The following is a 12,370-nucleotide window of genomic DNA, read 5'->3' as shown; positions in this document are numbered from 1 at the left end:
CCTTTGGCGAGCAGGCGAGTCCGGCGGCGCGCCGGGCGCTTGTGTGCCAGCAGGGCGGCACGGCGGCGGGATAATCGCTGTATGCCTTCCGCACCCTCCGGCCCCTTGAGCGTTCCCGCGTGGATGACGCCCCACAACCTGCTGCGCGCCTCGGTGGGCGTAGCCCTGCTCACCATCGTGCTCAAGACGCTGGCCTGGTGGGTCAGCGGCTCAGTAGGCCTGCTGTCGGATGCGCTGGAGTCGTTCGTCAATCTGGCGGGCGCGATGTTCGCGCTGGCCATGGTGACCATTGCGCGCCGCCCGGCGGACGAGGACCACCCCTACGGACACCACAAGGCGGAATATTTCTCGTCCGGCTTCGAGGGCATTCTCATCGTGGGGGCCAGCATCGCCATCCTCTGGGCGGCCGTGCTGCGGCTGATGCACCCGCAACCGCTGGAGCAACTGGGCTGGGGCATGGGCCTGTCGCTGTTGAGCACGGCCTGCAACGGCCTGCTGGCCTGGGGCATGCTGCGCGCGGCGCAGGTGCACCGGTCGCTGGCGCTGGAAGGCGATGCGCGGCACCTGATGACCGATGTGTGGACCTCCATCGGCGTGGTGGGCGGGCTACTGGCCGCTGGCGCCACCGGTTGGCTGTGGCTGGACCCGCTGGTGGCGATCGCGGTGGCGTTGAACATCCTGCGCGAAGGGGGCGCACTGATCTGGCGCGCCTCGCAGGGCCTCATGGACGAGGCCATGGAGCCCAGCCTGCTGGCGCGCGTGTTCACGGTGTTGGGCGAGCACAACCACGCCAGCGCAGGGGTGGTGTATTTCGACAGCCTCACCTCGCGCCGCGCCGGCGCGCGCAACTACGTGGATCTGCACATGCATGTGCCCGCGCACTGGACGCTGGGGCACGCCGCCGAGCAGCGCACCGCCGTCGAGCAGGCCCTGATGCAGGCCGTGCCCGGCCTGCGCGCCACCATCGAACTGCTGCCCGAGGGGCAGGCTACGGTGTTCGAGACTGCCGAGGCGGCCGCGCCGGGAGGAGCCGGCACATGATCGGCCTGCTGCAGCGCGTGCGCGAGGCGCGCGTGGAAGTGGCCGGCGAGATCGTGGGCCGCATCGGCCCGGGGCTGCTGGCGCTGGTGTGCGCCGAGCAGGGCGACAGCGAGGCGCAGGCCGACAAGCTGCTGGCCAAAATGCTCAAGCTGCGCATCTTCAGCGACGAGGCCGGCAAGATGAACCGCAGCGTGCAGGACCTGGACGGGCAGGGCACCTGCGGCGGCCTGCTCATCGTCAGCCAGTTCACCCTGGCCGCCGACACGCGCGGCGGCAACCGGCCCAGCTTCACGCAGGCGGCACCGCCGGCGCAGGGGGAGCGGCTGTACGACTACTTCGTCGCCCAGGCGCGCGCCGTGCACCCCATGGTGGCCACGGGCCGCTTTGCCGCCGACATGCAGGTGCACCTGGTCAACGACGGGCCGGTGACCCTTCCGCTGCGGATAGCGCCGCCGGGATAATTGGCGACCATGACCATCTCTTCAGGCGCGTCGCCTGCCCCGTCCGCCACCGCCTTCTCATCGCTGCCTCTGTCCCCTGAAATGCTGGCCAACCTGCAGCAGCTGGGCTATGCGCAGATGACGCCCATCCAGGCCGCCAGCCTGCCCTTCAGCCTGCAGGGCCGGGATCTGATCGCCCAGGCCAGCACCGGCAGCGGCAAGACAGCGGCCTTTGGCTTGGCCATGGTCGATCGGCTGAACCCGCGCTGGTTCGCCGTCCAGGGCCTGGTGCTGTGCCCCACGCGCGAGCTGGCCGATCAGGTGGCCACCGAGATCCGCCGCTTGGCGCGTGCGCAAGACAACATCAAGGTCGTCACTGTGTACGGGGGCGTGCCATCGCGCGGCCAGATTGCTTCGCTGGAGAACGGTGCCCACATCGTGGTCGGCACGCCGGGCCGCGTGATGGACCTGATGGAGCGCGGCAAGCTCGACATCGCCAACCTCAAGACCTTGGTGCTTGACGAGGCCGACCGCATGCTGGACATGGGCTTCCTGGCCGATATTGAGACCGTGGTGCGCCAGTGTCCGGCCGAGCGCCAGACCCTGCTGTTCTCCGCCACCTATCCCGACGGCATTGCGGGACTGGCACAGCGTTTCATGCGCGCGCCCCAGATGGTGAAGGTGGCCGCGCAGCACGGTGCAGGCAAGATCGCGCAGCGCTGGTATGAAGTGGATGCACGCGAGAAGGTCGACGTGGTGGCGCGCATGCTCTCGCACTTTCGCCCTGCGTCGAGCATTGCCTTCTGCAATACCAAGCAGCATTGCCGTAACGTGGTGACTGCGCTGCAGAGCCAGGGATTCAGTGCCCTCGCCCTGTTTGGCGAGTTGGAGCAGCGCGAGCGTGACGAGGTGCTGGTGCAGTTTGCCAACAAGAGCTGCAGCGTGCTCGTGGCCACCGACGTGGCGGCGCGCGGCATCGATATTGCCGACCTCTCGGCCGTGATCAACGTCGATGTGACGCCCGATCCCGAGGTACACATCCACCGCATCGGCCGCACGGGCCGTGGCGATGCCGAGGGGCTGGCGCTGAACCTGGTCAGCATGGATGAGATGGGCAGCGTGGGCAGGATCGAATTGCTGCAAGGCCGTGCGTGCGAGTTCTTTCCGGTGGATGAACTCACCCCCACGGCAGGGGGCGAACTGCAGCCACCCATGTGCACCATCCAAATCATCGGCGGGCGCAGGGAGAAGATCCGCGCCGGCGACGTGATGGGCGCCATGTGCGCCGACTTCGGCTATGCGCGCGAGCAGATCGGCAAGATCAGCGTCAACGATTTTTCCACCTACGTGGCCGTGGACCGCGCCATCGCGGCCCAGGCCTGCGCCAAGCTGAATGCGGGCCGCGTCAAAGGCAAGATGGTGAAGGCGCGCTTGCTGTAGCGCGCCTGGGGCCTTGGGGGCGGGGTTCAGCCCTTCAGGAAGAACAGCCCCGCCATCACCAGCCCCGTGGCCACAATGCCCCAGCGCAGCACCGGCGCAGGCAGTTGGCGTGCCACGCGCGCGCCGCCATAGCCGCCCAACGTGGCGGCCACCATCATCACCAGGGCCTGCGGCCACAGCACGATGCCGCCCGCGGCATAGATGGCCACGGCAATCGCCGTGAGCAGGGCCGACACGAGGTTCTTCATGCCGTTCATGGCGTTGAGCTGCGTCTGCCCCAGCAGCCCGAACAGCGCCAGCAGCAGGATGCCCAGGCCGCCGTTGAAATAGCCCCCGTAGGCCGCCACCGCCAGCATGCCTGCGCCGGCTTTCAGAGCCGAGGGCGTGCCATGGCCGGCTTTGCCGGCCCATTGCCGCAGCTGCGGGCCAAAGGCGAAGAGTGCCGTGGCCGCCAGCAGCAGCCAGGGCACGACCTTGCGGAAGGTGGCGTCGGGCGTGAACAGCAGTAGCGCCGCACCGGCCGAGCCGCCGATGAGCGACAGCACGACCACGGCGCGCATCGACAGGCCCGGCGGCGGCTGCATGTCTTCCCGAAAGCCCCAGGCACCGGCCATGTAGCCGGGCAGCAAGGCCACAGTGCCGGTGGCGTTGGCGACCACGGGCGGCACGCCGGTGAACACCAGCGCGGGCAGGGTGAGGAAGCTGCCGCCGCCGGCTACCGCGTTGAGCGCACCGGCGATGAATGCGGCGGTGAGCAGAAGTGCCAAGTGGCCGATGGAGGTCGTCCAGCCCAGGATGTCCATGCGTGGGTTCTTCCCTTAAGAGATGGTCGCCGCGTGAGAGGCGGACCTGCAGGACGCAGGTCGCGCGGCATCTTAGGCCGCACCGGCGGGCGCGTTTGTGACCTGGGCGCAAAACAGCTTTCCGCACCCCGGCGCCCGCGGTGGTGAGCGCCTGCCAGTTATGCCGCGTAGGGGTCCGCGAAGCCCAACTCCTGCAGGATGGCGGTCTCGTACGCCTCCATTTCCTGCGCGTCCTGTTCGCTGGTTTCGTGGTCCCAGCCCTGGGCGTGCAGCGTGCCGTGCACCAGCAGGTGGGCGTAGTGCTCCTCTAGCGTCTTGTTCTGCTCGCGGGCCTCGCGCTCGACCACGGGGGCGCAGAGCACCAGATCGGCCACGGCCACGGGCTCTTGCTGGTAGTCGAAGGTGAGCACGTTGGTGGCGTAGTCCTTGTGGCGGAACTCGCGGTTCAAGCGCTGGCCTTCCTCGGCGCCCACGATGCGCACCGTGATCTCGGCATCCACGGCCAGGGCGTGGCGGATCCAGCGCGCAACCGCGTGGCGGGGCAGAGTGGCGCGGTGCGCGGTGGCCTCCGCGTCGCGTGCGAATTGGAGGGACAGGGACAATTGGTTCAGAGCCATATTGGCCTCCAGCGCTTATCAGTCAAGCGCGAGCAGCTATGAATTTGTGAGCTTTTGGCCGGCGACTACTCGCCTGCGCCGCGGCGGCTGCGCTGCGCGTCGTAGGCATCCACGATGCGCGCCACCAGCGGGTGGCGCACCACGTCGGCGCTGGTGAAGCGCGTGACGGCGATGCCCTTGACGCGCTTCAAAACCCGCTCGGCGTCGATCAGGCCGCTCATCGCGCCCTTGGGTAAGTCGATCTGGCTCACGTCGCCTGTGACCACCGCGCGCGCGCCGAAGCCGATGCGCGTGAGGAACATCTTCATCTGCTCGGGCGTGGTGTTCTGCGCCTCGTCGAGGATGACGAAGGCATTGTTCAGCGTGCGCCCGCGCATGAAGGCCAGCGGCGCGATCTCGAGCGCATTGCGCTCGAAGGCCTTCTGCACGCGGTCAAAGCCCATCAGGTCGTACAGCGCGTCATACAGTGGGCGCAGGTACGGGTCCACCTTCTGCGTCAGGTCGCCCGGCAGGAAGCCCAGGCGCTCGCCAGCTTCCACGGCCGGGCGGGTGAGCACGATGCGCTGCACGCTGCTGCGCTCCAGCGCATCCACCGCGCAGGCCACGGCCAGGTACGTCTTGCCGGTGCCCGCCGGGCCGATGCCGAAGGTGATGTCGTGCGTGGCGATGTTTTCCAGGTAGGTGGCCTGCGTGGGCGTGCGCGCGCGCAGGTCGGCGCGGCGCGTGGTGAGCTGGATGGCGCTGGCTTCGTCATCGCCCTGCATGCTGGCGTCGCCGGCCAGCATGAGCTGCAGGTGTTCTTCCTTGATGGGGCGATCCGCCATCTCGTACAGCGCCTGCAGCAACTCCATGGCTTGCGTGGCCTTGGCCTTGGGGCCGTCCACTTTGAACTGCTCGTGCCGGTGGGCGATGGAGACCTGCAGCGCCGCCTCGATGGTGCGCAGGTGCACATCGGCGGGGCCGCACAGATGGGTCAGGCGCGTGTTGTTATGGGGGGTGAAGGTGTGGCGCAGGATCACGCTGATAATTCCGGTCGAAGTTCCGCGGCGGGTGTCCGGCGCGGCAAAGGACATCCATGATAGGCAAATTGACCGGCACGCTGCTGGAAAAGAACCCCCCCGAGGTGCTGGTGGACTGCCACGGCGTGGGCTACGAGGTGCAGGTCAGCATGAGCACCTTCTACAACCTGCCCGCCGTGGGTGAGCGGGTGAGCCTGCTCACGCAGTTCATCGTGCGCGAGGATGCGCAGTTGCTGTACGGCTTTGGTACGGCGCAGGAGCGCCAGGCGTTTCGCGAACTCATCAAGATCAGCGGCGTGGGGCCACGCACAGCGCTGTCCATCCTCTCGGGCATGGGCGTGGCGGACCTGGCGCAGGCCGTTTCGCTGCAGGAAGCAGGGCGCCTGGTCAAAGTGCCGGGCATCGGCAAGAAAACCGCCGAGCGGCTGCTGCTGGAGCTGAAAGGCAAGCTGGGCGCGGACGTCGGCGTGCGTGCGCATGCGGCCAACGACAACCAGGCCGACATCCTGCAGGCGCTGCTGGCCCTGGGCTATAACGACAAGGAGGCCGCCGCGGCGCTCAAGGCGCTGCCGGCGGATGTGGGAGTGAGCGAGGGGATCAAGCTGGCGCTGAAGTCCCTGTCCAAGTAACCCCGCGGCCTGGTGGTCGCGCTCTGGAGATCTTCACCATGAATCCATCCCGACTCGGCTGGGCGACGCTGCCCCTCGTATTGGCACTGGCTGCCTGTGGCGGCGGCGGCAACGACACGCCCTCTCCTGCGCCTCCGGTGGCGGGCGACCGTATCGAGCCCTACGACCCCAGCGGCACGGCCAAGGTGGCCACCTCGCAGCAGCCGGTGAGCCCGGTCGTCAGTGCGCAGGCAACCCGCACCATCGCCCTCGGCGCGCTCACGGCCGTGAAGGGCGTGGTCTCCGCCACTCCCGGAACGCCCTTGCAGATCGGCGAGGCGCGCAGCGTGGCGGACACCGCTACCGTCGCGGCCACTGCGGCCCTGCTGCGCTGGCAACCGACGGCGCGGGGCACGCAGGCCGCTGCGCTGCGCTTCACGGCCGACGGAGCGTATGGCGTGCGTCTGGGCGTGCTCGTGCAGTCGCTGCCCGAGGGCGCGGTGCTGCGCTTCTACGGCGAGCAGGGAGCGGGGGCCATGGAGGTGCGCGCGTCCGAGCTGCGGGACATGGCCGCGCGCAATGCGCGTGGCGGTGCGGATGACACCACCGCGCGCACCTATTGGAGCCCGGACTTCAGCGGCCCGCAGACCACACTGGAAGTGGAGATTCCCGCTGCGGCCTCGCCAGCGGCCGTCCGGCTGTCCGTGCCGCGGCTGTCGCATTTCACGCTGGCGCCCGCACAGGCCGAGCAGGCCTTTGCCCAGAAGGTGGGCGAGTCGGGCAGTTGCAACGTGGACGCGACCTGCCGGCCGGAGTTCAACGACCAGAGCCGCTCGGTGGCGCTTATGTTCTATGTGAACGACGATGGCAAGAGCTACCTGTGCACCGGCACGCTGCTCAACGATGCCGCGTCCAGCGGTACGCCCTACTTCCTGAGCGCCAACCATTGCATTTCCACGCAGTCCGTGGCGTCCACGCTCACCACGGACTGGTTCTACCGTTCCAGCAGCTGCGGCACCACCACTGTGAACCCTGCCGCCATGCGCGTCACCGGCGGTGCGGCGCTGCTGTACGCGTCGGCCACCACGGACACGGCCTTCATGCAGCTCAACAGCCAGGCGCCTGCCGGCATCGTCTATGCAGGCTCGTACTTTGGCGGGGTGGGCGTTGGCACGGCGCTGGCGGGTGTGCACCACCCCCAGGGCGATCTGCAGAAGGTCAGCCTGGGCTCCGTGCAGCGCTACAGCACGTGCGTGGACAACAGTTGCCGTTCCAGTAATGTGGACGACGGCACCTTCCTTACGCTGGGCTGGCAGGAGGGCACAACGGAGCGCGGCAGCAGCGGCTCGGCCGCGTTCGTGACGTTTGGCGAGCGCCGCTATGTGGTGGGCCAGCTTCTGGGCGGAACCGCCAGCTGTACTGCGCGCGGCGGTGTGGACTATTACGGCCGTTTCGACACCAGCTACCGCACGGCGCTGTGGCGCTGGCTGAATCCCGCAGCGGGGCTCTGACCGTGGCTTGATTGCCGCAGCGGTGATGGCTTTGGGGCAGTTGCGTCTTTGGGGTAAGCGCCGCTGCCGACTCTAGAATGTGGCGCCACTACATTGGGAGAGGGTATGCCACTCAAAAAATTTCGAGGCGCCATCGCGGGGGCCGCTGTCGTCTGTCTTAGCGCGGCGTTGAGCTTCGGTGTCTACGCGCAATCAGTCCATCTCGATCCCTTGCGCGTGCAGGCTTATACCCAGCCTGGGGACACCCCCGAGGAATTCGTGCCCACCAAGCGCATGGCCGCTGCCGTGATTCCCGCCGCTCAAGTGAATTTGGGCGCCTGGGTCGCCGAGAAGGCTGCCGTACCGCTAGGGGGCGCTCTGCAAGTGGGCGCGCAGCGGACAAGCTCCACGACTGCGACACCCCAGGCACTGGGCGAAATGTTGCCCTGGCAGAGGTCTGCCAACGGTGGCTGGGTGGCTGCGGTGAGTGTGACGTCAGAAAACGCATATGGACTGCGCCTGGGCGTCGTGGTGGACCAGCTTCCGGGCAGCGCTTTGCTGCGCGTCTATACGCAGCGCAACCGCGATGCCGTATTTGAAATTGCAGGCCAGCGTGTCCTGCAGATCCTGCATGCCAACGCCGCGGCGGGGGATGTCAGCGCCGAGGGTCGTACCTGGTGGACACCTGACAGTGGCGGTGATGAGGTGACACTGGAGATCGAACTGCCGCCCGGCACCTCCACGGACACCCTGCGCTTGTCCATTCCCCAGGTGATGCATGTCTACGAAAACCTCTCGCTGCCGCTGGAGGATGAGCAGGCCATCACAGCCAAGATCAATGAATCCGGCTATTGCAACCTGGACGCCACCTGCTATGACAACTACAGCACACAGCGCAATGCGGTAGCGCGCATGCTGTTCGTCAAGGACGGATACGGCTACCTCTGCACGGGCACGCTGCTCAATGATCGCAACAGTACGGCGACGCCTTATTTCATTACCGCGAATCATTGCATCAGCAGCCAGACCGTGGCGTCCACATTGCAAACCTCGTGGTTCTATCGCTCGCCCAGCTGCGATGCGCGCACGCTTTCTGCGTCCTATCGTGTGCTACGCAACGGCGCGACGCTGCTGTATACGTCGGACAACCCGGACTCTACCCTGTTGCGCTTGAACGACACGCCGCCCGCAGGCGCCGTCTTTGCGGGATGGGACGCCGGCACACGCTCTGCAGGCCAGAGCGTGGTGGGGGTTCACCACCCGCGCGGCGATTTGCAAAAGATCAGCTTTGGTGCGGTACGTGGCCTGAACAACTGCATTCCCGCCGATGCAGGCTCGTACCTGTGCGGTGCTTCATCCAGCGGCTACTACTACAACGTGGGCTGGAGCCAGGGAACGACCGAGCCCGGCAGCAGCGGTTCGGGGCTCTTCTTCGACGGACGTTTGACGGGTACGCTCTCCAATGGCAGTGCCACCTGCTCCACCACCGCAGGCTCCGACAACTACGCACGCTTCGACATCGTGTATCCGGCCCTCAAGCAATGGCTGGAGGCAGGTTCCGCGGGGACGCCCGGAGGCGGTACGGGTGGCTCGCGCACAGCGGTCTACCGTTTTTACAATGTACAAACCGGCGCACATTTCTACACCAACAGCGCTGCAGAGCGTGATTACGTCATCGCCACACTGCCTGCATTCCAGTACGAGAACGTGGCGTTCTATGCTTACCCCGTGCAGCAAGCGGGCTTGAGCGCGGTGTACCGCTTCTACAACACGGGCACCGGCGCGCACTTCTACACGATCAGCACGGCCGAACGCGACTATGTGAATGTCACCCTGCCGGCGTTCCAGTACGAAGGCCCCACCTGGTATGCACAAAGTGCAGCGGGTGGCAGTGCCATGCCCGTCTACCGTTTCTATAACTCCCAGACGGGCGCGCATTTCTACACCGTGAGTGCAGCAGAGCGTGACTTCGTCATCTCAACCCTCCCGGCGTTCATGTACGAAAACGTCGCCTATTACGTCTGGACGTCGCAGTAATCAGCGTCTTTCGGGGTGGGCGTCTGCGAGGCCTCATCCCACCAGCACCAGCCCGGGCGGCAGGCTGTCGCCCAGGCTGCGCTGCTGGTCCTCGGCCTCCATGGCCGTGGGCTGTTCCACCAGCGCGATCCAGCGTGCGGGCGCGTGGGTGGCGCGCATCTTTACCAGCACTTCGGTGCGCAGAGCGTCGGGCAGGTCGCGGGCGCGGTCGCCGGTCATGCGGGCGATCTGCACGGCGGCGAAAAGGGCATGCTCGTTGTGGCGCCAGTCCTCGCGCAGCGTGGCATGCAGAAACTCGGCCGCGGCCTCGGGCGGCATCACGCGGTGGGCGTTGGCTGCCAGCGGCTGGCGCGCGGCCAGGCGGCCGATGGCCCACCAGGTCTGTGCGGACTCATCGGGCCGCAGCAGGCGCTGCAGCATCCACTGGCCCATTTCCTGGCGGTACTGCCAGGGCACGGCCTCCATGGCGGCGAACAGGCGCAGCATGTCGTCGTAGCTGCCCCACGCGGCCTTGCCCTGGCTGCGTTGCACGGTCTTTTGCATGCAGCCGGCCACCGCCTCCAGCACCTGCATCTGCTGCGCCTCGTCCAGACCCGCGGCCACACGGCGCCAGAACACCCACCATTCGGTCCAGTTGGCGGCGTCCTGGCCGTGGCCCAGGCCCTGGGGGTAGAGCTGCCAGACCTGCGCGATGCGCCACGCGTCCAGCTCGGCGCCCACCCCGGGGCGCAAGCACCAGCCTGCCAGGTTGAGCCACGTGCGTTCGTGCTCGGGCGTGCGCCGGCGGCGGCGCGCACGCGCCAGCAATGCATCGAACAGCGCGCGCAGCAAGGCCACGTCCCAGCCGGCGCGGGGGCCCAGGAGTTTTTCCAGCGACTGGCGCAGCTGGCGCACCTCCCTGGGCGCCACGTCCTGTGCCTGGGTGCCAAAGATGCGGTCGATCAGCGCCAGCGCCTGGGGCAGGCGTGAGGCTTTACCCTCCGAGCCTTTTTGGCCGTTGACGCTTTCCGATTCTGCGCTGGCAGCTATCGATTTTGAAGCGCCATCGGTGCCCGCCGCGCCGCGCACGGCAAAGGGCAGCAGCCAGGATTGGTCCGCCTCCTGCGTTGCCACGCAGCGCACCTCCAGCGTGCCCACCTCGGTCATGCAGGCCTGCAGCTGCACCTCCACCTGGGCGGTGGCGCGGCCTTCGGGTGCGGGCAGCGCCGAGGCCAGCGGCGGCAGTTCCGCCCAGCCATCACCCTCCAGCGGCGCAATCTGCCCGGCCTGCGCCTGGCCCTGGCTGCGCGCCACCAGCGCGAAGCGCACGGCCTGGCCCAGCCGCAGCGCGAAGCGCCGGCTCGTCAGGACCAGGCGCACGCCTTCTTCGGTGCCGCGGGGCAGCAGGCAGATGCCCTGCGGCGCAGTGCCCGCCTTGCCCGGCAGTACCAGCCAGTAACTGCGCGCCGAGCCGCCGCCGATGCGTGGGACTATGGTTTTAGGAGCTGCTGGCGCTTGTCCTGACTGGGCTGTGTGCGTATTTGATGATGAATGCTGCGCCAACCCGTACGCCGCGGCACCGCGTGCTACGGCCCAGTCGGGGTGCGGGTTGTGCAGCACGCGGGGCGGTGCGCCGCGCCAGTGCGCAAGCACCTCCGTGAGCCGCTGCACCAGCGCCGGTGCATGGAATACCCCGCCGTTGAGCAGCAGGGTGTCGGGCAAATCGCCCCCGGCGTGCTGCGCCAGGAACTGCGCCAGATGGCGCGTGATGGCTGCGTCGGCGGGGTAGGGCAGGCCCAGCCCGCGCAGCGCACCCTGGCGGCGCGCCGGGCGATCGCCGATCGGCACCTGCGGCAGAAAGCCTTCCACCACGCATTGCAGCACCTGCGCGCGTGTGAGCGCGGCCCTGTGCGTCTGCGCCAGCATGCGGCTGCCCGCGCCCAGCAGCGTGACTGCGGCGCTGTCGGGGGCGCCGTCGGCCAGCAGCAACTCCTTGGCCTGCCGGCAGCGCTGCACCAGTTGGGCGAAGCGCGCGGCGGGCAAACGCGCGGCGGGCAGGTGGCCACCGTCGCCGGCGAACTGCGGCTCCAGCAGGTGCGCCAGCGCCAGATCCATGTTGTCGCCGCCCAGCATCAGGTGCTCTCCCACGGCGATGCGCGTCAGCCGGGGCGTGCCGCCGGCCTGCGTGTCCACGCGGATCAGCGTGAGGTCCGTGGTGCCGCCGCCCACGTCCACCACCAGCACCAGGCGGCAGCCCGCCAATTGCGCGGCCAGTTGTTCGCCTTGCAGCGCCAGCCAGTCGTGGAATGCGGCCTTGGGCTCTTCCAAGAGCTGCAGCGCTGGCAAGCCGGCCAAGCGTGCGGCTTCCAGCGTGAGCGCGCGCGCGCCCTCGTCGAACGAAGCCGGCACGGTGAGCACCAGGTCTTGTGCATGCAGCGGTGCGTCGGGGTGGGCAGCGTCCCATGCCGCGCGCACATGTGCCAGGTACGAAGCGCTGGCCTGCACCGGCGAGATCCGGGCCACGTCCTGCGGTGCACCCCAGGGCAGGATGGGCGCCGTGCGGTCCACGCCAGGGTGGGACAACCAGCTTTTGGCGCTTTCCACCAGCCGCCCTGGCACGGCTGCACCCAGGTCGCGCGCCCAGCGGCCGAGGGTGGCCGGGGTGTCGTCCGTGGCCTCCAGGGGCGGCCACGGCTGTCGCCACGCCTCGCCCAACTCGCCGGGTGCCGCCTGGTAGCGCACCGAGGGCAGCAGCGGCTGCGCCTGCACCTCGCCCGCCGAGAGCCGCTGCGGGATGGGCAGCAGTGCGATGACCGCCGCGCGGCCTTCCAGCGGCGCATAGGCGCAGGCGGTGTGGCTGGTGCCCAGGTCGATGCCGACGGTGTAGCGCTTCACC

At 68.2% G+C, this 12,370-nt stretch carries 10 protein-coding genes; 6 read left to right on the top strand and 4 right to left on the bottom strand.

The window, feature by feature from the left end; all coding sequences use genetic code 11:
- The first annotated feature begins 81 nt into the window (after nucleotides 1–81).
- The 3 genes from AC1PPL_RS13340 to dbpA are packed head-to-tail and all read left to right on the top strand — an operon-like array spanning nucleotide 82 to nucleotide 2,921.
- Nucleotides 82–1,041, top strand: coding sequence for a cation diffusion facilitator family transporter (locus AC1PPL_RS13340; protein WP_011806800.1), 960 nt, complete (start codon nucleotides 82–84; stop codon nucleotides 1,039–1,041).
- On the top strand, nucleotides 1,038–1,502 hold the full coding sequence (gene dtd / locus AC1PPL_RS13335) for a D-aminoacyl-tRNA deacylase (protein WP_011806799.1): 465 nt from the start codon (nucleotides 1,038–1,040) through the stop codon (nucleotides 1,500–1,502). Before AC1PPL_RS13340 ends, dtd begins: the two co-directional genes overlap by 4 nt.
- 9 nt (nucleotides 1,503–1,511) lie before the next feature.
- Nucleotides 1,512–2,921 (top strand): ATP-dependent RNA helicase DbpA, encoded by a 1,410-nt coding sequence (dbpA, locus tag AC1PPL_RS13330; RefSeq protein WP_479973488.1) that lies wholly within the window; start codon nucleotides 1,512–1,514, stop codon nucleotides 2,919–2,921.
- A 26-nt stretch (nucleotides 2,922–2,947) separates the two neighbouring features.
- Here the strand turns inward: dbpA and AC1PPL_RS13325 are convergent, their stop codons facing one another.
- The 3 genes from AC1PPL_RS13325 to AC1PPL_RS13315 all read right to left on the bottom strand — a co-directional run bounded on the left by AC1PPL_RS13325 (nucleotide 2,948) and on the right by AC1PPL_RS13315 (nucleotide 5,360).
- A complete protein-coding gene (locus tag AC1PPL_RS13325; RefSeq protein WP_011806797.1) occupies nucleotides 2,948–3,724 on the bottom strand; it encodes a sulfite exporter TauE/SafE family protein in 777 nt (258 codons plus the stop codon).
- A gap of 158 nt (nucleotides 3,725–3,882) precedes the next feature.
- Nucleotides 3,883–4,341, bottom strand: a complete 459-nt coding sequence (ybeY, locus tag AC1PPL_RS13320; protein ID WP_011806796.1) for an rRNA maturation RNase YbeY — start codon at nucleotides 4,339–4,341, stop codon at nucleotides 3,883–3,885.
- A 65-nt stretch (nucleotides 4,342–4,406) separates the two neighbouring features.
- Nucleotides 4,407–5,360, bottom strand: coding sequence for a PhoH family protein (locus AC1PPL_RS13315; RefSeq protein ID WP_041838940.1), 954 nt, complete (start codon nucleotides 5,358–5,360; stop codon nucleotides 4,407–4,409).
- A 56-nt stretch (nucleotides 5,361–5,416) separates the two neighbouring features.
- On the opposite strand from AC1PPL_RS13315, the gene ruvA reads away from it, so the two are divergent.
- From ruvA to AC1PPL_RS13300, 3 genes are all read left to right on the top strand, one after another.
- Nucleotides 5,417–5,989 (top strand): Holliday junction branch migration protein RuvA, encoded by a 573-nt coding sequence (gene ruvA, locus AC1PPL_RS13310; RefSeq protein WP_011806794.1) that lies wholly within the window; start codon nucleotides 5,417–5,419, stop codon nucleotides 5,987–5,989.
- A 38-nt stretch (nucleotides 5,990–6,027) separates the two neighbouring features.
- Complete coding sequence (locus tag AC1PPL_RS13305; protein ID WP_479973487.1) at nucleotides 6,028–7,479, top strand: trypsin-like serine peptidase; 1,452 nt, start codon at nucleotides 6,028–6,030, stop codon at nucleotides 7,477–7,479.
- 105 nt (nucleotides 7,480–7,584) lie between these two features.
- Complete coding sequence (locus tag AC1PPL_RS13300; RefSeq protein ID WP_479973486.1) at nucleotides 7,585–9,495, top strand: trypsin-like peptidase domain-containing protein; 1,911 nt, start codon at nucleotides 7,585–7,587, stop codon at nucleotides 9,493–9,495.
- Between the two features lie 33 nt (nucleotides 9,496–9,528).
- Here the strand turns inward: AC1PPL_RS13300 and AC1PPL_RS13295 are convergent, their stop codons facing one another.
- Nucleotides 9,529–12,369 (bottom strand): Hsp70 family protein, encoded by a 2,841-nt coding sequence (locus AC1PPL_RS13295; protein WP_479973485.1) that lies wholly within the window; start codon nucleotides 12,367–12,369, stop codon nucleotides 9,529–9,531.
- Nucleotide 12,370 lies beyond the last annotated feature (1 nt).

This window comes from Diaphorobacter sp. B2A2W2 (genome assembly GCF_056730635.1).
Note: the sequence above shows the minus strand (reverse complement) of the source record. Positions and strands in the feature narration are given on the sequence as shown.